Genomic DNA, 22,713 nt, shown 5'->3' with positions numbered 1-22,713 from the left:
GTCTAGCTCTCCAACTTCATTCCGCCGCCGCTGCGCACCAGCGCGACCCGTGGTAAATCGCCGACGAGTTCTTCCAGGTGCATCAGAAACTCGGCATCCTCGCCTTCGGCCGGAATCGCAAGCCCAAGGTAGACAAACGCGGCATCATGGCTGGTCGTTTGAATGGCATGAGCCGCATTGTCGCTGACGACCACTTTGGTTTGACCGACGATTCGGGCTTCCCTGAGCAAACCTTCCAAATGCGAGTTTACCTCATCGATCGCCGAATCGCTTTGCACCACGCGCAACAGTCGCAACTGCCGCCCCTGCCAGGTCGGGTGAGACAGCATCAGATGGGCCAGCAACACCATCAATTCTCCGTTGGCACGTCCCCGCCACCAAACGTCGACGGTCCCATCGGGCGCGATGTCTTCGCCTTGGGATTCATCGGTTTGACGCAGCACCACCACGCTGCGATCCAGGCCTTCGAGATTTCGCAGCAAGCCGCCAAAGACGCCCATCCGGTCGGCCGACAAGGGGCATCCCATCAAGACCACGTTGGGTCGCAACCTCCCCAGCCCCTGGCACTGAACCAGCGCCTGGACTCCGGCGGTGTAGTCACTGGCGACGACCACGGCGGGAAAGGCCGCCAGATGACGATCCTTGATCATCGCGTGCAAGATCGATTCCTGAGTCGCCAAACGCTCGGATTGGTCATCCAATCCGCCGGGGATCACTTGCGCCAGCGCCAACACCCCCGTCTCCCGCGACAACCAACTGCCGAACACGACCAAGTGCGGGCGCGAAAATCCGCTGCCGCTGAATGCCAGGATAAACGGTCGCCAGTTCTTGGGATGGTAAAGACTGTCTTCCAATTTCAACAGATTGCGACGGGTGCGTTCGAACAACAATCCGCTTCCCAGATCGCCCCAATCGGCGTTCACATCCGCACGGGTCAGATAGGAGTGCAACGCCGCGACCAGACCGCTGGCCACGATCGCCCAGCGCCAATCGATCAGCAACATCACCAGAGCACAGCCGATCGCGCCGGCCAGGGCGGTGACCCAGTTGCTGTAACGAAACTGGGGCCGGTAACTGGGATTGTTGGTGATCGATTCGTAGAACGTCGCCAGATTGAGAAGCCCGTAGGTCAGCAGGAACGCCATCGTGATCAAGGGCGCGATCGAATCGAGGTCCGCCGCCATGATTCCGGTTTGAGCGATCAGCGCCGTGACCAGGATCGCTCGCCGCGGCTCGCCGTCGCTGCCGCTGACGCCGAACGGCACCAGCCTCAAGAACACACGGTCGCGCGCCAACGATTGCAAGATCCGCGGAGCCCCCATCATGCTGCCCAGCGCCGACGAAAGCGTCGCCGCAAAAACGCCTAGCGTGATCAGCAACGGAAACATCGCGACGTTGCTGACGACCATGTTGTTTCCGACCAAGTCGTCGCGGCTCGCACTCCCGCCCAGACAGACCGCCATCGCGGCATAGATCAACATCGTGACGACGACAGCCGAGAGCGTGCCGATCGGGATCGAACGCGCCGGATCGCGAAGATCGCCCGACATGTTCGCCCCCGCCATGATTCCCGTGACCGCGGGAAAGAACAACGCAAAGACGGTCCAGAATGACTCGGATCCCTCGAACCCGGTGCCCCAATTGGTCGACAGGTTTTGCAGGTCGAAACTTCCCGCCGCCCCACCGAAGAAGGACAGCAGCGAAACGACCACGCTGGCAAGGATCACGAACTGAATCTTGATCGCCCAGCTGGCCCCGACCCAAACACAAACGGTCACCAACAGATTGGTCAGTGACGCGACCAGCGTCGGCGACGTTCCCTCGGGCAGCAAGACCAGCAACGCTTCGGAAAACCCGATCACATACATCGCCACCGAAAGCGCCTGGGCGGCAAAAAAGACCAATCCGATCGCGCCGCCAAATTCCGGCCCCAGGCTGCGGCTGATCAGAAAGTACGCCCCACCGCCCTCGACACGCGTGTTGGTGGCGATCGCCGAAAGCGACAAACTGGTCAAGGTCGTGATCGCGTTGCTGGCCAAGACGATGACCAGGGCAGCGAACACGCCGGCCTGTCCCACGACAAAGCCGAAACGCAAAAACATGATGACGCCCAGGATCGTCAGCACACAGGGTGTGAAGACGCCCCCGAAGGTCGAAAATGAATTCCCTTTCTCTCCACCCTTCACAGCGGACTCCGGATCGCATGACGAAAACGCGCGACCGGTTCGCACAAAACCAGCCGGTCAGCGGAGGATTCTACCGGCAGGGAAGCGTTTGCGGGATCCGGCGACCTCGTCGCATCGGATCGCGGCCTCAATTCGACGGGCGCGGCGTAAGGCAACGCTGTGAAGCGGTAGGTCACGCTGTGCGTGACAGCCGGTATGCACAGCACGCCCTACTTTCACTGTGTTTTACCGGGTGTTAGCGGCAGGGCGCAAGCGGGCTGTCGATTGAGTCGGGATCTGCTGCGTTAATGGTGAGCCGCTGGCCGTAAGGCCTCGGGCAACGTCGCAGTGCCCGGCCGCTTACGCGGCGCGCGGCTCACAAAACCGACAGCCCGCAAGCCCTCCGGTTCTTCATCTCTGCCAAAACACCGGAGGGCTCGCGCCCTGCCGCTAACAAATCGCATCAACGTGGCCTGATGCCCGACACGTGAACGAGTAACGCCGCGTGCCCCCTTGCTGACGCATGCGGGCCTCAATTGACAGTCCACTAACCGCGTGGAGTGAAATTGAATTGCTTGCTTTTGGAAAAGAATTCCAGCGGATTGTCGTAAACGACTTTGCGGATCAGGGACTCGGGCAGACCGCGACGTCGCATCTCGAAGATCAGATCCGGGACCGCGGTCGGTTTACTCGGCCCCCAATCGCCGGCCGAATTCACCAACAATCGCTCGCCGCCGGTCTGTTCGATCATGTCGACGGCTCGCTCGGGCGTGCACTTGGTGACCGGGTAGAGCGTCATCCCGCCCCAGAACCCGCGATCCAACACTTCGGCGATCGTGTGTTCTTCGACGTGATCGACCAAAATCCGATCTCGATCCAGACGCTTGTCATCGCACAACATGTCCAGGATCATCCGAGTCCCCTGGTATTTGTCTTCCAAGTGCGGCGTGTGGATCAAAATGGATTGGCCGTACTCGGCCGCCAGATCCAAATGCTCCAAGAAGATCGTGGCCTCGTTCTTGGTGTTCTTGTTCAGCCCGATCTCACCGATCCCCAGCACGTTGGGCTTGTCCAAGAACTCGGGAATCATCGCGATCACGTCGCGCGACAGTTGGACGTTTTCCGCTTCTTTGGCATTGATGCACAACCACGTGAAATGCTGGATGCCGTACTGCGCCGCACGCGCGGGTTCGGTTTCGGTCAACTGACGAAAGTAATCGCGGAATCCGTCGACACTGCCGCGGTCATAGCCGGCCCAGAACGCCGGTTCACTCATCGCCACACAGCCCATCCGCGCGAGGGTCGCATAATCATCCGTCGTGCGGGAAACCATGTGGATATGCGGGTCGATGTAGTCCATACGTCATCTATGTCAGTGAAAGTGAAAGTTGACCGTGACCATGCACAACTGTCGGGTGCATCGATCGATCGTCTGTCCGTCGGGCAGAGCCTGGGGACAAGTTTCGTTAAACGCAGCAAGCCAAACGCAAGACCGCTCCCCTACGCTTCTGTGATCCCCAGTTGTTGACGCCAATCGGTGTCATACTTTCGCGAAAACAATTGCTGCAACCGCTCGGCGCGATTTGGGGCCTCGGACAACAGAATCTTCGTCGCCTCGATCAACAGCTCGCGTTTCGATTTTGCGGTTTCATCGAGCGCCTCGGTTTCACACGCTCGGTCGATTCGATCCAGCGTCGCGGCAACTTCCAGCAGCTTGGCTCGGACCTCCAAAAACGATTCCGCGACCACCTGATCGCCGTTTCGCACGTTTGTCATAAAATTGCTCGATGAAAAAAAATGCCAGCTCTGTCGTTTCTCGCAAGTGGGATAGGCTTCCAGCCTGTCATTCCGCCGTCGACAGGCTGGAAGCCGATCCCACTTCTTTTCCGTGCGTCCTTCAGTATAACCCAGTCAGTGATCTTCGCTCGACTCCCCCCAAAGGACACATGGTCAAAGACCTCGATATTCCGACGCCGCGATTCGACGCAATCGATTCCACAGACTGGTCGGGTCCACGTTGATTTCCGCCAGGGCGACCGACCGCAAGGGCAACGGGGGCGACGAAGCATGCTCGAGCGTGATGCGGACAAAATAATTCGCCTCCGACACGTCAACACGCGACTCCGAATCCGTGGCTCCGGCAAACAACTCCGGGGGGATCGACTCTCCGGCGGCGCGTCCGAGAGCTCGCAGCGTGTTTTGAGTCACCGTCCCCTCGATCTGACCTCGCGATCGTGACGCGTGGCGGATCCGTACGTGCTGTCCTTCGCGAATCAGATCCACTTGATTCTGATCCACCAGCGCGACGCCCTTGCGATGCTCGGGGTGTCCGACCCAACCCATCAACGTGCCCGATGGAACCCATTGCCCGCAGCGCCACTTTCGGTCCCGTGCGTCGACCGGGCGCGGAATCGAATGCGTGAAACGGCCGGGGGAACGGGCGACCAATGTCAATCGTTCCTTGCGGTCGGCGACCAACCGACGATGCTTCTCCGCCGCCTCGCTGCGTTTGATCGCAACGGCCAACGCCGCGGAGTTTTCGGCTGCGGTGCCCTTGCGCGACTGCCATGCGGCGACGAGCGCCGTGGCCACGGCGAGTTCCGCATCGGCCTGGGCCAGTTGGTCGTCGAGTTCATCATTTCGCAGTCGGATCAGGACTTGCCCGGTTTCGACGATCGCCCCAGACTCGGCCAGTTCGATGATGCGTCCCGATTCGATCGCATGCAGTTCCTGCTGCTCCGCGGCGACGACCAACACGGGCACGACGACTCGCCGGGAAAACGGAATCACCAAACCGATCCCAAGCAGCACAACCACGGCGGTGACCACGATGGTTGCTCGGCGATGATTCCACCATCGCCTTGGAAACGCGGATGAAGCCTGCTGGTTGGAAACGCGGTCCGGCACCGGCCTCGTATCGGGAGACCGCAGCACCGACGTGATGGCCCGCAAGACCATCGACCCCAGCAGCGCCACGGCAAACGCGGCCCCCAACCAACCCAACCCCAGATCGACGGATCCGTGGTAAATCAATAGCGTTAGAATTCCGACGACGAACACGCGATACAGTGCGCTGGCGGCTGCATAGAACACCAACGCCCCGGTCGGCACGGCACGCCCGATCTGCGGCACGGCATCGACGTCGGCCGCTCCGCCCCAGACCCCTTTCCGGATGACGTTGCGCATCGCTTGACCGGCTCGCTGGGAAAGGTTCGGAACGCCGATCCAATCGGCCAAAATGAAGTAGCCGTCGTAGCGCAACAAGGGGTTCCCATTGATCATTACCGTCGAGACGCAACAAACGACCATCACCACCAACGCCAAATCGTGAACGATCGACGCATGAGTCACCGCCCAGATCATGGTTGCCAGTCCGGCAAGACACAATTCGGCCAACATGCCTGCGGCGGAAACCAACACACGCTGGCTGCGACGAGGCACGCGCCACAAATCGGAAACATCACAGTACAAACAGGGCGCTCCGAACAACAACATCACCCCCAGCTCACGGCACTCCGCGCCGACCCATCGACAGGCCACCACATGCGCCAATTCGTGAATCGATTTGGCCACCGCAATCGTGACCAGCAACAAGACGAACCAAAGCGGATCACGGCGGGCAAAGGCGTTTGAAAGTTCACTCGTCAACACGTCAAACTTGGCAACCACCAACGCGATTGAAATCGCCCCCAGACAAACCAAGCCGATCCCTATCGCTTTCGAGCCTGTCCATCGATTCGCTGTCTCGGGAACCGGGAACCAAGCGTTCGGGTTCAGCCCCGGCAATCGGAACGCGACGATTTTGCCCAGCCATCCGCCCAACCGATTGGAAAATGGGGACGTGGTGCCTTGGCCAATCGATTGCTCCTGCACTGCCCGATCGATGGGACCTCCGCTGCCGACCGTGACCAGTAAACCTTTGCGACGAGCTTGTGCGTAGAAGGAGACCAACGCATCGACACTGGATTCCAACGGCTTGATCGTTGCGGCGGCAATCTGGCAAAGCTGTCGGATCGAGTGACCGCCATCGGCGAGGTCCAGCAACCGTTTTTCGATTTCCGTCAGGCAAAACCACTCACCGGCCAAGGGATCGCTGACGACCCAATAGCCTTCCGCGGCCCCGACTCCGTCAACCCAACGGAAGTGCAGATCCACGCGAAGTCGCCAGACATCGCGATCATTCCCGTTTGCCAACGCCGCTGGATTCACCAATCAATCTCCACGCGATCGCCCGGGAAAAAAACGCCGCCGCGGAGTCGAACCAGAAATCGAAATTCACCGCTGACCGAATCTCGCTCGGAGCTGACGAAATCGATCGTCCCGTCGACCTCGCGGTCCGCGGAAGACAGGCGAACCTGTTGCCCGCGTGTGGGTCTGACGCGCCCGCTGAAAAAACCTTCCGCATGCAGTTCGTCCAGGTTGATCACACGGACCACCGAGTCACCGGGGCGAACCCACTCGCCACGGCGTTTGAAGAGTTCGACGACCACACCATCGATCGGTGACGCGACCTGGTGCCGGGCCACGGTCAACTCCTGAATCTGAAGCGTTTTCTGTTTGGACTCGATATCCAAACGCAACGACTCTGCGTCGGCGACCGCAACGGATCGTCGAAGTTCTGCCCGTTGGGCCGCCAGTTCGGCGATCTTCACCCCCTGGGCTTCCCCCTCGGCCGAAAGCTGATCCATCCGCCGCTGAAACTCGGCTTCAACGCGTTCCAACCGTGAACGATCGTACTTCAGTCTTAGGTTTTCCAGTTCCGAATCGGAGACGCTGTCGGCAAACTGTTCGCGCGCACCGATCGCGCGCGACCATTCGTTCTTGGCCACCGCTTCCGCTTTTTCGGCGGCCGACACGCGAACCTCGCTGAGCGATTTTTCGGAGGCGATCTTGGCCAACAATCGTTGTTGCTGCAAAACGGCTTCCTTCTCGTCAGACTCCGTTTCGGCAATCTTGTCGTCGCGGTATTGGCTGGATCGTTGCCGACTGATCGCCAATGCCGTCGCCGCCAGTTCTCGCTGCGCGGCGCTGATGCGGTCGTCGATCTGAGCGATCACTTGGCCCGCTTTGACCGTGTCACCCAGCCGGACGTCCAGACTCTGGATCGGCCCGGGCTCGAGCGCCGGGACTTCGACTTGATCGATCAACTTGATCACCAACGGGCCGACCACCTGTGGATCGTCCGCCCCAGCCGACGGCAATGGCAACATCAACCATGCGTGAACAAGCAGCATGACAAGCAGGATGATCACCGCGCGGCAATTTCGATGTCGATTCACAACCATCCCCACAATCTGAGTTGTTCGATGACCTTGCGGCAGAGCACGAACCCCGCCGCCGACCGATTGCAATCGATCCAGCCGACGACACCCGCGTCGGCTGCAAACGTTGCGTCCTGTTCGTCAGGCCGGATCGACGCGGTGACGACCAACCGTCCGAAACGATCCAGCGACGCCACTTGATCCAAGCCATGCAAGGTGCCGTGTCGTTGACGCTGCGGTTCAGAACGGATTCGAAAGCGACACGCGACAGGATCGTCGGCTTGCCGTGCGGCGGCCGCCAACACGTACCCGATCTCCTGGTCCGGCACGTCCAATTCCACCCGATACCCGTCCCGTTGATTGATCACGCGAATCACCGAATCCCCCACGTGCACCGGGCGTGGCGTTTGCAGTTGTCCGACGTCATCCGGCGTCACCAAGGTAACGGTTCCGGCGATCGGGCTGTGCACCACGAGGTCCGCCTGACGTTGCTGCAGCAGCGAGAGTTGTTTCTCCAACCCCTGCAGTCGAGCTTCTAGGACGCGGCGATCGGAGGCCACGTCTTTGGAGGAATCGTCACCGCGCCGCGTCGCCGCAATTTGCAACTGTTCCTGCACCGCGACCCATTCGCCGCGCAAACGAGTGGTTTGCAAGTCCAGGTCGTGACTGGAGAATTCGCAAAGCACCTGACCGACGCTCACCTGCATTCCCGACTCACATGCCATCCGCTGGATTTGTCCGGTCACCGGCGCATGTACCGTGTATTGGGTTCGTGGAACGATGCGACCGTCGGCGGCAACACGAATGGTCATCGGGTACAAGCAGAGGAATGCCAGCAGACCCGCCGCCGCCGCAATCCGCCAGCGGTTGGAACGCCGAGAGAGCCAATCGCGTCCGCGCTGGAAGTAGCCTTGGTGGTGCGAGCGCAACACCTCTCCGATCGCAGCCTCGAACAACTGGCGTCGAACCGTTGTGACATCGGCCGCAGGTCGATCGTCGGCATCAAACACTTCTCCGATCACCAACACCTGGCCCGCCCCCAGTCGTGTGGCCAGCAATTCATCCGAGTGACCGGTTTGCAGAAACGTCGCAATCGCGTCGCCGTCTTCCCCTCGCAGCGTGACGGTGGCGTGTTCCGCGGTACCGAACTGTTGGTCGATCGATGTTGCGACCGCCTGGGTCTGACGGACTTGATCGGCGCGGGGGTCGAACCGGGCTTGAACCGAGGATCCGACCAGTTGAAAACGTTGACCGCGACGCACCAGCAAACTCAATCGATCGACCCGCATCGACGATCCCAGTTCGACCGCGATGCGATGCCAACGCGCCTCCGATTGGTCATCGGCAAACAGCCGAGCGCTCAATTGGGAAACGGCTTCGAGTTCGTGTTCCGCTTCGTCCAGACGGATGCGTGCGATCGCACCGACCAGCAACCCGCCCATCGCCGGCAACGCTTCGTCGATCGCCCCCCGCGTGGTCGCGTCCGACTCCGAATCGGCGCGCAACCAAAGTTGAATCGACAGTGCGGAGGTTTCCGTCACCGGTGCATCCCATCGCAGATCCGCAGCCCGTGAAGGTCGATCACCGACCGCGCAGAGCGGCTGATCCAGCGGATCATCGGGACAACTCATCTCGACCGCCGAAACCGCCGGCAGATGATCCACCAATTCGCGAGCCGTCCGCAGGAACAACGCTCGATCTGGCGCCGACTTCAATCGCGTTTCGAGTCTGGCAATGACCCGCGTGCAAGCATCCCAGGGATCATCGGACATGGCTGAACCACCGGCCTGGCATGGTAACTAGCCCTCCCGCACAGCGTTCAATCGCTGTTTCAACGAAGTAAACCGGTAGGTGCCGATCGATCCGACAATCGCCCCCGACGCAATCAGCCCCCAGCCCATCAGCACAAAATCGAACGAGACGTCCAAGAATTTCACCAGCGAAACTCCGGTCGCGACCAGCATCAACCCGCTGCGACCGTAGGCCAAGAGCGTGCGTTCGTTGGCCAGGTCGGTTCGGATCAGAGCGAGGTTGGGGGCAGGCTGTCCGTTGGTTGGGGGTGACGATTGATCACTCTGCGAACTCATCAGCGTTTCCATAGCAGTGTGTGTGTCGGATCTTTTGAAGTGGGATAGGCTTCCAGCCTGTCATTTCAGCATCGACAGGCTGGAAGCCTATCCCACTTGTTTTCCGCAGACGGTGTTTTGTCGCTCGTGGCTACCTTACGCCCTGATCCCGCGTGTTGGGGAGCCCTAAATTTTGCGGATCGGATCGCCTGTGCGCCCGTCAAACCTTCCCCCTACTACCCATTTGACCCATCCCCCCTGCTGAGACGAGTCCAGCCAGAAAAGTTTTTGTCACGCACATGTTTTCCACCAAGTTCCCACTCAGCCACGGAATCTTCACTAACCCTTCATGTCACCTAGGCTTACGTCGACACGCGGGTCGCGCGAGGGCCGCAGCGGACGGCGTGCAGATCCACGTAACCTATTTGCAGGCAAAGGGTTGCAAATCGTCCTGGAATTTCATTGACACCCCAAAAGCAATCTCTAAGATTCTCCCCGTCGCCCATATTTAGTGCCGACCGCGCCAAATTCCACTACCGGTAGTGACATCATTACTGATATTGCTGGATTTGACGCGAGTGGCCCTTTAGGAAAACTAGCACGGTCGGGAAGGATCCCAGGAGGACTTCTTTGCCGTTGTCTCGGCATCCTCATGTGGGCTGGCGTGATTGGTGTGTTCTTATTTCCCTTTTTCACGGACGACCAAAACCATTCAATCAGTGCGATGAATCCCCCCGACAGAGTTTGTCGGGGAGGTGTTCATGCCGACGAGGCGGCGCACGATGCGGGGCAAAGACCATTCGCGTCGGACGACCTACTGAAGGATACTCGAATGGAGTTGGTCCCACGGACGATTCACGGAGTTTGTTTCAACGATGGCAACTGTTCTCCCCACTCAATCTCAGTCTTCGGCCGGTGGTGACCCTGACTTCGAAAAGGTCAACGAGCAACACGGTTTGGAGTATGCGTCGAACGTTTTTGGCACGACGCTGCGAGGCGGCCGATCCGGGCTGAAGGTCGAGCCGGTTTTCTGCCCCGCCGACGGCAAGACCCCCTTTGCGACGACGCAGTGGGAACTGCGTTCGGCCGCGATCAAGGACGAAAATGGCAAGGCGCTGTTTGAGCAGCACAACTGCGAGGTTCCCGCCAAATGGAGCCAATTGGCGACCAACGTGGTCGTCAGCAAGTATTTTTACGGCGACCCCAAGAAGATGGAGGAGCGAGAGCGTTCGGTGCGTCAACTGGTGCACCGGGTGACACGGACGATCGCGGACTGGGGTTTGGCCGATGGCTACTTCGACTCACCCGCCGATGGCGAGAATTTCTATCGCGACCTGACTTGGTTGTGCCTGCACCAGCACGGTGCCTTCAACAGCCCGGTCTGGTTCAACGTCGGGCTGCATCAGCAATACGGCGTGACCGGTGCCAAGTGCAACTGGGCCTGGGACCGCACGGCCAACGAAACGTTCCAACCCGAGAATCCCTACGAGTTCCCGCAGGGCAGTGCATGCTTCATCCAGGCTGTCGAAGACAACATGGAAGACATCATGCGTCTGGCTTGTGCCGAGGCGATGTTGTTCAAGTTCGGCTCGGGAACGGGAACCGACTTGTCGACGATTCGATCGTCGCGTGAAAAACTCTCCGGCGGCGGCACTCCGTCGGGCCCGCTGTCCTTCATGCGTGTGTATGACTCGATCGCCGGCGTGGTCAAGAGCGGCGGCAAGACGCGCCGCGCCGCGAAGATGCAATCCTTGAAAGTCTGGCACCCGGACATCCTGGAATTCATCGAAAGCAAGTGGTCGGAAGAGAAGAAGGCGCACGCCTTGATCCGCGAGGGCTACGATTCGAACTTCAACGGCGAAGCCTACAGCAGCGTTTGCTTCCAGAACGCCAACTTGTCGGTTCGCTTGACCGACGATTACATGCACTCGGTTCGCGACGGCAAACGTTGGCAAACGCATTGGGTCTCGGACAAGACATCCGGCGATGCACCGTCCTATGACGCAAAAGAACTGCTCAACAAGATGTCCGAGTGTGCCTGGCACTGCGGCGACCCCGGCGTTCAGTACGACACGACGATCAACAACTGGCACACCTGCCCCAACAGCGGCGCGATCAACGCATCCAACCCGTGCTCGGAATACATGTTCCTGGACAACACGGCGTGCAACCTGGCGTCGATCAATCTGATGAAGTTCGCCGGCAACGACGGATCGTTCGACGTCGCACGCTTCCGCGCCGCGGCACGATTGTTCTTCATCGCCCAGGAAATCCTGGTCGATCACGCCAGCTACCCGACCGAGCCGATCGCTCGGAACAGCCACAAATTCCGCCCGCTGGGGCTGGGATACAGCAACCTGGGCTCGCTGGTCATGTCGCGTGGCATGGCGTATGACTCCGATGCGGCACGCGGGCTGTGCGGATCGCTGACGGCGTTGATGCACGGCGAAGCCAACCGCACCAGCGCCGAACTGGCGGGCGTCGTCGGGCCGTTTGACGGCTACAGCGAAAACGAAAAACCGATGCTCGGCGTGATGCGAATGCACCGCGAGGCCGCCGACAAGATCAACGACGAAGGCCCGGCGGACCTGAAGCAAGCCGCCCAAAAGCTGTGGGACGATGTCCTGGAGATCGGCGAACGCTATGGTTTCCGAAACGCCCAAGCGACCGTGCTGGCCCCGACCGGAACGATCAGCTTCATGATGGATTGCGACACGACGGGCATCGAGCCGGATATCGCACTGGTCAAATACAAGCAGCTTGCCGGCGGCGGCATGCTGAAGATCGTCAACCAGACCGTCGCACCGGCGCTGCAGAAACTCGGTTACACCCCCGATCAAATCGAAGCCATCCTGGCGTTCGTCGATGTCAACGATACCATCGAAGGTGCACCGGAACTGAAGACCGAGCACCTGCCGGTGTTTGACTGTGCCTTCACCCCGGCCAATGGGGTGCGAAGCATCTCCTGGCGAGCCCATATCACGATGATGGCCGCCGCCCAACCGTTCCTCTCCGGAGCGATCAGCAAGACCGTCAATATGCCCCAGGATGTGACGCCTTCGGATATCGCCGATGCCTACTACTGGGGTTGGGAACTGGGGCTCAAAGCCATCGCCATCTATCGCGACGGCAGCAAACAGTCCCAACCGCTGAACACGTCTTCCGACGAAGGCGAAGAGGCCAACGGCAAGCAAGTGATCACCAAAACGGTCGAAAAGATTGTCTACAAGCCACGCCGCGAACGCTTGCCCGACACCCGCAGCAGCGTGACGCACAAGTTCACCATCGCCGGACACGAAGGTTATCTTTGCGTCGGTCAATATCCCGACGGACGACCGGGCGAAGTCTTTATCACGATGGCCAAAGAGGGTTCAACCGTCGGCGGCATCATGGACAGCTTCGGCACCGCGCTCTCCATCGCGCTGCAATACGGAGTGCCGCTGGAAGTGCTGGTCAACAAGTTCAGCCACACCCGGTTCGAACCGATGGGCCACACGAGCAACAAAGACATCCGCATCGCCAAAAGCGTCGTGGATTACATCGCGCGGTGGTTGGGACTGACCTTCATGAGCAAGGATTCCAGCATCACCGCCGACCCGTTGCCGACCGTGACCAGCGATCCGATCAACAGCGGCAACGGTCCCGAAGTCGCCGCGGCGGATTCGTCGATCATGGCGTCCGAACGAGCCGGTATCCTGGCCAGCCTGAACGGAGGCAACGGCAACGGTCACAAAGAAGGAAACCGACAAGACCAGTTTGCCAGGTTCCAAATCGACGCCCCGAGCTGCGACAACTGCGGCAGCATCACGGTGCGGAACGGGAACTGCTACCTCTGTCACAACTGCGGTGCGAGCATGGGTTGCAGCTGATCGGCAGCGAATCGAATCACCAAACGACGAAAGGCCCACGCGGAAGCGTGGGCCTTTTTTACGTGGCGGAGTTGATCGTAGCGGAAGTCGTCAAGACTTTCGCGAGCCTCACGACTCGTTCCCAGGCTCCGCCTGGGAACGAGGGGTTGAGTGAGCCGTGACGCGTAAGCGGCCGGGCACTGTGTCGCTGCCCGAGGCCTTACGGCCAGCGGCTCACATTGACTCGGCTGGAACCGGAGGGCTTGCGCCCTGCCGCTAAAACCTACCCACGGATCCCTGGCTGCTTTTCATCCGTGGGTACGCTCTGCCATCGGTGGGCTCATTCAAATCGGGCACTGGACACTGGCGATTCCGACGTCAAACTGCAATCTGTCGATATGCGGCCGCGATCGTATCTGGCGGATGAACGGTGCGTGACGCCCGGCATGCACAGCATGCCCTACTCATCTGTTCCACCGACGGCGGCTATTCGCCGCCCATCATCTCGTCGGTGATGTTCAGATTGGTGCTGACGTTTTGGATGTCATCATGGTCGTCCAACTGCTCGAGCAACCGCATCGTTTTCTGTCCGGTTCCGGGGTCGACATCGACGGTGGTTTGCGGGATCAGGGTGACCTGTTTGACTTCGGTCGCCAATTCGGCCGCTTCGAAGGCGTCCGCGAGCGCATCGAAGGCGTCGGGGGCACAGGTCACTTGCAGTTTTCCGTCGTCGGTCGCTTCGACGTCTTCGCCGCCGTGTTCGAGGGCGATTTCGGTGACGCGTTCTTCGTCGATCGATTCGGCGTCGAACACGAACAGCCCCTTTCGATCGAAGAGGTACGACACGCAACCGGTCTTGCCGAGTTCGCCACCGAGTTTGGAAAAGATCGAGCGCAGTTCGGGGGCGGTGCGATTGCGGTTATCGGTCAGGCTTTCGCACATGATCGCAACGCCGCCGGGGCCATAGCCTTCGTAGACGACTTCTTCGACTCGATCGCCGCCCAACTCACCGGTACCGCGTTTGATCGCCCGGGTGATGTTATCCTTGGGCATGCTGACGGCTTTGGCATCGTCGATTGCCTTGCGCAATTTGAAGTTTGCGGCCGGATCACCCCCACCGCTCTGAGCGGCCATGATGATCGCCTTGCTCAACCTGCTCCAAAGTTTTCCGCGGGCGGCATCCACGCGACCTTTTCGGTGCTGAATGTTCGCCCATTTCGAGTGACCTGCCATGACCGTGCTCGGAATCAAAGATTGAAGAGAGGAATCGAAACGTCTAACGTGGTTTTCGTTTTGACAGTTTTCGGTTGGTGGATTTTTTGGTCGGCGTCGCCTTGGTGGCCGCCGACTTGGAGGAACTGGCGGCCTTTTTGGATGACTTCTTGGTGGTCGCGTCGTCGGCCTCTTTGGCGTCGGCCTTTTTTGCCGTCACCTTTTTTTTGCCGGCTTCTTTTGTTTCAGCTGATTTGTCGGCGCTTTTTTTTTCCCCGCTCGTTCTCTTCGCGGTCGCAGACTTGGCTTTCCCCTCGCCGGCGTCCGCGGTTGCCGCCTTCACTTCCGACTTCGGCGTCTTGGACTTGGCCGATTCGGTCTTCGCCGCACCCTTCTTCGTCGGCTTTCCGCCCTTGCCCTGTTTGGCGGACTCGGCTTCGGCTTCGAGTTCTGCAGCCTTTTCGTCGCGTCGTCGTTTTTTGACCCGACGGATTGCGGCCTTCTTGCTCGCTTCCCACTCGTCGTATCGTTCCGAGGACCCTTTGGCGACGGCATCGATCAAGCCGCGGGCTTTCTTGTCGCTGTGGTCCATCAACAGATCGACGCCGGCTTGATGCAGCAGCGCGGAGAATTCGAGCGCCTTGTTCTTGGGAATCGCCCGTTCCAGACCCGGGATTTTCCCTTCCGCCGCTTCGTTCTGCGATGCGATTCCGGTGGCCAGCATGATCACCATCCCGGCGTAATCGACCGGAATGGAGTGACCTCCCAAACCATGTTGGATGGTGTAGCTGAGCACAAAGGGTGTCATCACCGGCATCGATTCGAATCGTGCAACCGCCTTGCCCAAGTTTTCTTTCTTGAGGTGATCGAGATCGAAGGCGTAGAACTCCTCGAACACGGCTTGCAGGATCTCTTTCAACCGCCGCGCGGTCTTGGCCGGGTCGGGCATTCCCGCCAGCACCTGCGTCAATTCCGTGACCGTGGTCACGCGGACTTCGTTCCAATCAAAGAACTCCTGCTCGCACTTGGCCAGCCCTTCATCGGCCAGGTCATAGGGTGCATCCTGGAGCAAACAGGCGTACAAGAGGTGTTCGAGCAGGGGACGAGAGGGTTGAGATGGTGGAAGCGTGTACTTCTTTTTTAGCTCGGTGTGCAGCTTGGTGATCAGCTTGGCTCGGTTGCTTGCAGCCATCGTTATTGTGGTTAGGGAAATTGTGTTGGCGGAAGTTGCGGCGTACGTTTCAATCGCTGCGTCGCAGTCTTATCGGAGTGGATGGTCTTGGTAGGTGCAAGCGGCGAGAATCACGAAGATTCTGTGACACCGCTGTCCGCAGCGTTATCGGCAGCGCTATCGGCAGCGGGGGGATCACCGTCGGCCGGCGTCACCTCACCGTCGGGTTCCTCAATCGCTGCCGGTAGATCCCCCTGTTGTTCGCGGCGAATCTTGCCCAGCAACTCGCCGACCACCACGGCGTTTTCCATGCCCCGGTTGAGTTCAAACTGCAAGCGGGGCGTGTAGCGTGTGTCGATCCGGTTGGCGATCTTCGATTGCAGAAAACCGGCCGAGTTTTGCAACCCGCGCAACGAGAGTTGCTTCTGCGATTCGTCTCCCATCACGCTGATCGAAACCGTGGCTTCGCGCATATCGGGAGTCACTTCGACCCCGATCACGGTCACGTCTTTGACGCGTGGATCTCTAATTTCGGTCAAGATAGCCGACGCGACGACCTCACGGATCGCTTCGGCGGCTTTCAACATTCGACGACTGGTCACGATGAGCCTGAGCGGGGAAAAAACGATAGAAACGGTAGCTGGAATGGTCGATCGACTCCGCGGGCGGCGATATCCGCCACCCGGGTCGAGGGGGAATTCGATCAATCCAACGTTCGGGCCACTTCTTCGATTCGGTACGCTTCCAACACGTCATCCTGTTTGACGTCGTTGAAGCCTTGTAAACGAATCCCGCACTCCATTCCACGAGGCACTTCTTTGACGTCTTCTTTGATACGCCGCAGCGAATCCAAGCCATAATCGCCGATCGTTCGCCCGTCGCGATTGACGCGGATTCGACACCCGCGTTGGATGGATCCTTGCGCGACATAGCAACCGGCGATCGTCCCGACGCGGCTGATCGAAAAGACTTGCTTGACGAGTGCCCGTCCGAGTTCGACGACGCGTTCTTCCGGTTTCAACCGGCCTTCGATCATCGCCCGGATGTCATCGGTCAACTTGTAGATCACGTCGTAACGTCGAATCTGAACTCCGCGTTCATCGGCCAACGAACGCGCTTGTTCGTCGGGGATCACGTTGAATCCCAGAATCACCGCCTCGGACGCACTGGCCAACGTCACATCGGCCAGGGTGATCCCGCCGACGCTGCGTTGCAGCACTTTGATTTCGACTTCGGGATGATCGAATTTGCCGAGCTCTTTGTCGATCGCTTCCAGCGAGCCCTTCACGTCGGCACGAATGATGACATTCAATTTGACCTTCTCGTCGCTGACTCCCAAGCGACCGCCTTGCAGCATCTCTTGGAAATTCTCGAACGAGACCGCGGTCGTGTTGCCCGAAAGCGATTGACGGCTGGTCGCATCGGCCCGCGAGGCCGCGATTTCACGAGCGTCGGTGATGTCCTCGAGCACGTGGAACCGGTCGCCCGCACCTGGCGGCTCTTCCAGTCCCATCACACTGACCGGTGTGCTCGGTCCGGCTTCGGTGATCGGTTCGCCGGTCAGCGGATTGCTCATCGCACGTACGCGACCGTACGTGGGTCCGCACACCACGATATCGCCGACTCGCAGCGTTCCGTTTTGCACGACCAACTTGGCGACCACACCGCGATCGCCCTGTTGTTCGGATTCCAGGCAGACGCCCAACGCATTGCGGTCGGGGTTGGCCGAGTATTCGTTTAACTCGGCGATCGTCAGCAGCGTTTCGAGCAAATCGTCCATGCCGGCACCGGTGATCGCACTGGTCGGCACGACTTCCACGTCGCCGCCCCACTCGCTGGGCGTCAATTGATGTTCGGTCAACTGGGTCATGACGCGGTTGGCGTCGACGCCTTCCAGGTCGATCTTGTTGAGCGCGACGACGATCGGCACCTCCGCCGCTTTGGCGTGGCTGATCGCTTCTTCGGTCTGGGGCATGATCCCGTCGTCGGCCGCCACCACCAGTACGGCGATGTCGGTCACGTTGGCACCACGGGCCCGCATTTCGGTGAACGCTTCGTGCCCCGGCGTATCAACGAACGTGACGCTGCGGCCGTCTTTTTCGATTTCATAAGCACGGATGTGCTGGGTGATCCCGCCGGCTTCGCCGCTGACCACGTTGATCCCGATCAGGTAGTCCAACAGACTGGTTTTTCCGTGGTCGACGTGTCCCAGGAAGGTCACGATCGGCGGCCGCGTCACGAGCGTGTCCGGATCGTCGGCCAGTTCTTCGATCTCCGTGATCAACTCGTCTTCGAGCGTCTCGGATTCTTTCAGCTGAAGCTCCAGATCCAGTTCTGCCGCGATCAATTCGGCGGTCTCAAATTCCAACTCGGCGTTGATATTGGCCATGATACCCATGCCCATCATCGCCTTGAGCACTTGAGCCACACCGATACTGGCTGCTTCGGAGAAACTGCGAACGGTACACGGCAGTTCGATCTGAACCGGCTCCTTCCGCGGTGCGGCGGTGTTGGTGCCTTTGTGCTGCAACGTCCGTCGTTGGCGGCCGTCGTCGCGTCCGTAGGATCGCGAGAAATCTCCGGATCGCCGGCGTTTGCCGCTGCGGTCCTGGCGAACGCCCGCCATGCCGGAAAGGCCCTTCTTGCGGGGCTTCTCTTCTTCTTCGACGCCCCGTTTGCCTTTCTCGGTGAACCCTGACAGGCCACCGCGTTTTCCGGCGGGACGTTTTGATTCGTCGGACTCCGCGGCCAGCTTTTCCAGCGGCGCCTTCATCCCTTGTTTGTGACCGGCAATCAGATCGGGGCTGAGCTTGATTTCCGGCTTCTGCGCTTTCTGTTCCCCCTTGGCCTTTGCCGGAACCTCTGGGGGTGCATCGGGCAGCGACGCCAGATTGACGGCGATCCGCGGCTCGCGGCGTTTGGGCTTTGATTCGCCTTTTTTGCCTTCGCCACCGGCACTGGCGCGTTTATCCAACGAACGGACACGTCCGGCACCGGTATTTCCACGAACCGCCAGCGGACCGGCAGGTCGCTCGGGCAAGGGGGTCCGCACCGGGGGCGCAGGCCGCGCCGGCGCCGCGGGTTTGGCGGGCGGCGTTGATTCCGGTTTCCGCGCCGGCGGCTCGGGCTGACGCGCCGCCGGTTTCTCGGCGGCAGCGGGCTTGGGTTTGGCTGCGGGCTGGGACGGAGCCGCTGGCGACTTAGGCGAACTGGGCGAGCCAGGTTCTTTGCCGCGGGCGATGCGTCCCGACAGCCCACCGCTTCGTCGACTGCTCGATGGCAACCGCACATCGGGCGTTTGGGCCGGCGATTCTTCGCGGGCCGGAGCCTTCGGCTCTTCAACGGGCGGCAGCGGAGCGGGGGCGCGGACTTTGGGTTCTGTCTTGGGGGCGGGCTTGGATTCCGACGGAGCCTTCGCCGTGCCGCCGCCAGCCTTGGGACCGGTCGAGAGATTCACGGGCTTCCGTTCCGGGCGCACGGCCTCGCGGACGGCGACGGGCTTGCTTTCTTTCACTGCCGTCGCGGTTGAAGCCGGTGCGGGTGCTTTCGCCGTCTCTGCACCACCACTTAGATGATCGCGCACACGTTGGGCCTCGTCATCGGTTAGACTGGCAAGCGCCGAGCCTTTTCCGGTGATTCCAACTTTCTTAACGAGATCAACCAGATCTTTACTATCGAGATTAAGTTCTTTTGCGAGCGCGTAAATGCGTGCCACTGGGTCCAAATCCTGTCAAATTGGGCGGAACCTGCCATGCCTCTCGTGCATTGCCTGCTTTTCTCATGGCGGCGTTCCAAATATTTTTCTGCAAAGGTCACATAAAAAGCTCCTCCATCGGCCGGGTATCAGCACACGCAGGAGACGCCAGGCGTCGAACGTGCAGCCGTACCAAAACTCCATCAGACGCGGTGAAAGGTTAGACCGCGAGAGGATGAAACGGGGCAGACCGGGATGGTTTTCGTCTTTCAGTTAATGGTCGAGCCACAGTGATCGAATCGCTGCGACCCGCGTTGGAAGCAAAGGATAGCGAAAAAACACGTCTTCGCAGAGGTCTGACCTGGGGGCAAGAGTAGATTTCACTCGACTTTTTCCCCCGGCCGCCGCTCGCCTGCCTCCTCCGAGCGGTGTTTCGTGTCAGCCGAGCACACCCGCGGCGGGCCACTCGGCCCGATCGCAGCCGCATTCGCTGACTCGTTCGACTTGGCAAAACCCTAGTGCTTCGTCAACTTTTATTCTTAGGGTACCGCGGAAAAGGGGTCAGGTACCAAAAATGCGAAGCACCCTGCGGGCCATTTGGTTTTTGGTGCCTGACCCCTTTTCCGCTCGACAAACGCAGGCTCGAAAATTTAAAGCTGACAAAGCACTAGCCTTCCTGCGGCGACTTCACCTCCGACGCTTCGGAAGGCTCCGGGGCGACGCCCCCCTCTGCGGGCGATTCCTCCGCCTCCGCGACGGGCTTGGATTCACCGCCCCCCCCGCCGTCGGCCGCCTCGGCCTCGCTCGGCTCGGGCTGGGCCGCTACTTCGGGCTGGGCTGCTGCTTCAGGTTCGGCTGCTGCTTCAGGTTCGGCTGCTGCTTCAGGTTCGGCTGCTGCTTCAGGTTCGGCTGCTGCTTCGGGTTCGGCTACTGCTTCAGGTTCAGGTTTGGCGGGAGCTTCGGGTTCGACGACACCGGCCGCTTCGGCTTCCTTGTGCAATCGTTCTCGCTCGCGACGAGCCTGACGCTCTTGCGCCGCCGCCTCCTCGGCTTCCTCAGCTTTCTCCTCGGCAGTGTTGACGATCAAGTCGACCTGCTCCTCGGTCAGCCCGCTCATTTCCATGAAAGCGTCGGGCTCGATGACGGACAAATCATCATAGGACAAATAACCCTGCTCGACCAACACCTGAGAGATCTCGGGGGTCATGCCTTCGAGCTGGCTAAAGGCCTCGACGGCGCGTTCGATTTGCTCTTCCAGCTCACCGCCGGTCATGATTTCGATGTCCCAGCCGCAAAGTTTGCTGGCCAGGCGAACATTTTGGCCGCGCCGCCCGATGGCGAGCGACAACTGATCTTCCTGGACCAACACAATGGCGCGGCCGATCATGTCACACAACAAGACCTGTTCGACTTCGGCCGGCTGCAAGGCATTGGGGATCAGCACCTCGGGGTCTTCGCTGTAGCGGACGACATCGATGTGCTCTCCGGCCAACTCTTCGCGGACGGCCTTGATCCGGCTGCCGCGATAGCCCACGCAGACCGCGATCGGATCGACTTGGCTGTCTTCGCTGCTGACGGCGACCTTGCTGCGGTACCCCGGCTCTCGGCTGATCGAGTTGATCGCAATCACCCCCTCGCTCAGCTCGGGGATTTCTTGTTCGAACAATCGCTGAACCAACTGCGGCCGGGTCCGGCTGAGCACGACCCGGACGCGGTTGCCGGTCGCTTTGACCTCAAACACGACCGCCCGCACACGCTCGCCGGCGTGCAGGGTTTCGCCGGGGATCTGTTCGCTGCGTGGCAGAATCGCTTCCACGTTGCCCAGATTGACGGTCGCGACACCACCGTCGGCACGGCCGATGATTCCGGCGACGGTGTCGCCGATCTGTTCGCGATACTCTGCCATCAGCGAATCGCGTTCGGCCTCGCGGACCTTTTGGATGATCACTTGCTTGGCGGTCTGGGCACCGATGCGACCGATTTGATCGTCACCGAGTTGTTCGCCATCGAGGGTTGCCGCGATCCGTCCGTTTTCACGATTCAGCTGAACCATGATGTCAGCGTCTTCACCATATTGTCGTTTTGCAGCCGTCTGCAAAGCCGCCTCGATCGCCGAGAACACGAGTTCGGTGTCAATATTTTTTTCGCGATGGAGCGAATCGACATATCGCAGAATGTCTTGTGGGTTCATAGCGAGCGTCGCGGCATGCGCTGGTTGGGCGGAATCGGGCTTGGTTCAGGGCTTAAGCGAGCAATCGAGCACTGATCGTACGGCAAAAAATAAACCCGGACCTTTCGGCAGGACCGGGCAGTTGCGTGAACCAGTGCTGAGAAGTGTCAAGTTACTGATAGGGCCAACGAGTGTCAACCAAGACCGAGGGGCGCAAAGCGATCGGGGTGACCGCATCGAAGACTCCTTCACCGGGCACCGAAACCCGAATTTTCAGCTGTCCGAAACTCGCCATCCCGATCACCGAGCGTGCCCCCTGTCGACTTGGCGAGGCGGTCAACACCGTCCGGTCCTGGAATGCCGTCGCGGTGTGGCGGATGATCCCACGCCGTGACGCGTGGAAGCCGCCGGCTCGGCCGACCGCCGGATGAGAGGTCGCGGGCCAACCGATCAGCGGCGCGATCGGGTCACGCAGCGGCAACCGAACGGTCGCCACCGCGTCGTCGGCAAACTTCAACGGCACGTTCCATTGGATCGGCTTGACGTTGGCGTCGACGTAGCCGGTGAAATCGTGGGTCGGCAGCCGCGGCGTCAACTCAAATCGTGCCGTCGCCCGCCGCACCACGACCGGCTGGTCATCGCTGCCGATCAGCATCACGCTGGCCAACCAGCCGTCGGGATCCACATCGGAATCAAACTGTGCGATCTCGGCGGTGACGAAGGCCGACTGGGGACGCCTCCGACGCGCCGGCGTGGCCTGTCCCTGTTGACCCGCAGACGCTTGCGCGGCGGAGGCCCGTTTCACCCGCACCACCCGATCGCCGATCCGCATTTCGGTGTAAAGGTCCGCTTCGCTCGGCGACAGCGATGGGTCCGGCGACGTGGCGGGGGGCGGCGACGTGACGGAGATCCCTTGGCCCTTGGTTCGCAACGCGATGCTGGCCAACAGAATCGCAAAGATGATGATCCACAGGGGGCGTTGGTTCTCGTTCAACGGACGTCTCGGCGGTGGTGTGTGGTGATCGGTCATGATGCCCGAAACCCCGTAGCAATTGGAGGGCCAAAGGGACGCGGACGGGACGACGCCGATTCCGCCGATCAGGCCTTTGGCGAGTGGTTGCACCGG

At 60.3% G+C, this 22,713-nt stretch carries 14 protein-coding genes; 1 reads left to right on the top strand and 13 read right to left on the bottom strand.

Annotation, left to right across the window (positions count from 1 at the left end; all coding sequences use genetic code 11):
- Positions 1 to 2: 2 nt before the first annotated feature.
- The 7 genes from Enr13x_RS15300 to Enr13x_RS15270 form a co-directional block, all read right to left on the bottom strand.
- On the bottom strand, positions 3 to 2,186 hold the full coding sequence (locus Enr13x_RS15300) for an amino acid permease (RefSeq protein WP_261344182.1): 2,184 nt from the start codon (positions 2,184 to 2,186) through the stop codon (positions 3 to 5).
- 526 nt (positions 2,187 to 2,712) lie between these two features.
- Positions 2,713 to 3,525, bottom strand: a complete 813-nt coding sequence (locus Enr13x_RS15295) for a TatD family hydrolase (RefSeq protein ID WP_145387463.1) — start codon at positions 3,523 to 3,525, stop codon at positions 2,713 to 2,715.
- A gap of 140 nt (positions 3,526 to 3,665) precedes the next feature.
- Positions 3,666 to 3,941, bottom strand: coding sequence for a hypothetical protein (locus Enr13x_RS15290; protein WP_145387461.1), 276 nt, complete (start codon positions 3,939 to 3,941; stop codon positions 3,666 to 3,668).
- Positions 3,942 to 4,115: 174 nt separating this feature from the next.
- Positions 4,116 to 6,374, bottom strand: a complete 2,259-nt coding sequence (locus Enr13x_RS15285) for a biotin/lipoyl-binding protein (RefSeq protein ID WP_145387459.1) — start codon at positions 6,372 to 6,374, stop codon at positions 4,116 to 4,118.
- A complete protein-coding gene (locus Enr13x_RS15280; RefSeq protein ID WP_197456047.1) occupies positions 6,371 to 7,444 on the bottom strand; it encodes an HlyD family secretion protein in 1,074 nt (357 codons plus the stop codon). Before Enr13x_RS15280 ends, Enr13x_RS15285 begins: the two co-directional genes overlap by 4 nt.
- A complete protein-coding gene (locus Enr13x_RS15275) occupies positions 7,441 to 9,198 on the bottom strand; it encodes an efflux RND transporter periplasmic adaptor subunit (protein ID WP_145387455.1) in 1,758 nt (585 codons plus the stop codon). The genes Enr13x_RS15280 and Enr13x_RS15275 overlap by 4 nt, the downstream gene beginning before the upstream one ends.
- Positions 9,199 to 9,225: 27 nt before the next feature.
- Positions 9,226 to 9,513: a DUF202 domain-containing protein gene (locus tag Enr13x_RS15270; RefSeq protein WP_197456046.1), complete on the bottom strand. Its 288-nt coding sequence runs from the start codon at positions 9,511 to 9,513 to the stop codon at positions 9,226 to 9,228.
- 854 nt (positions 9,514 to 10,367) lie between these two features.
- Between Enr13x_RS15270 and Enr13x_RS15265 the strand changes: the two genes are divergently transcribed.
- On the top strand, positions 10,368 to 13,361 hold the full coding sequence (locus tag Enr13x_RS15265) for a vitamin B12-dependent ribonucleotide reductase (protein ID WP_145387451.1): 2,994 nt from the start codon (positions 10,368 to 10,370) through the stop codon (positions 13,359 to 13,361).
- Positions 13,362 to 13,826: 465 nt separating this feature from the next.
- On the opposite strand, the gene Enr13x_RS15260 is transcribed toward Enr13x_RS15265, so the two are convergent.
- The 6 genes from Enr13x_RS15260 to Enr13x_RS15235 all read right to left on the bottom strand — a co-directional run bounded on the left by Enr13x_RS15260 (position 13,827) and on the right by Enr13x_RS15235 (position 22,710).
- Positions 13,827 to 14,573, bottom strand: a complete 747-nt coding sequence (locus Enr13x_RS15260) for a YebC/PmpR family DNA-binding transcriptional regulator (protein ID WP_145387449.1) — start codon at positions 14,571 to 14,573, stop codon at positions 13,827 to 13,829.
- A 43-nt stretch (positions 14,574 to 14,616) separates the two neighbouring features.
- Positions 14,617 to 15,744, bottom strand: a complete 1,128-nt coding sequence (locus Enr13x_RS15255) for a hypothetical protein (RefSeq protein WP_145387447.1) — start codon at positions 15,742 to 15,744, stop codon at positions 14,617 to 14,619.
- A 110-nt stretch (positions 15,745 to 15,854) separates the two neighbouring features.
- Positions 15,855 to 16,325: a 30S ribosome-binding factor RbfA gene (gene rbfA, locus Enr13x_RS15250; RefSeq protein ID WP_145387445.1), complete on the bottom strand. Its 471-nt coding sequence runs from the start codon at positions 16,323 to 16,325 to the stop codon at positions 15,855 to 15,857.
- Positions 16,326 to 16,426: 101 nt separating this feature from the next.
- Positions 16,427 to 19,180 (bottom strand): translation initiation factor IF-2, encoded by a 2,754-nt coding sequence (gene infB, locus Enr13x_RS15245; RefSeq protein WP_449337347.1) that lies wholly within the window; start codon positions 19,178 to 19,180, stop codon positions 16,427 to 16,429.
- Between the two features lie 904 nt (positions 19,181 to 20,084).
- Positions 20,085 to 21,608, bottom strand: a complete 1,524-nt coding sequence (gene nusA, locus Enr13x_RS15240; RefSeq protein WP_145387441.1) for a transcription termination factor NusA — start codon at positions 21,606 to 21,608, stop codon at positions 20,085 to 20,087.
- A gap of 151 nt (positions 21,609 to 21,759) precedes the next feature.
- Positions 21,760 to 22,710 (bottom strand): hypothetical protein, encoded by a 951-nt coding sequence (locus Enr13x_RS15235; protein ID WP_145387439.1) that lies wholly within the window; start codon positions 22,708 to 22,710, stop codon positions 21,760 to 21,762.
- Positions 22,711 to 22,713 lie beyond the last annotated feature (3 nt).

The sequence above is a fragment of the Stieleria neptunia genome, assembly GCF_007754155.1.
Classification (GTDB): Bacteria; Planctomycetota; Planctomycetia; order Pirellulales; family Pirellulaceae; genus Stieleria; species Stieleria neptunia.
The sequence above is the reverse complement of the archived record's forward strand: the minus strand, read 5'-3'. Positions and strand labels throughout refer to the sequence as shown.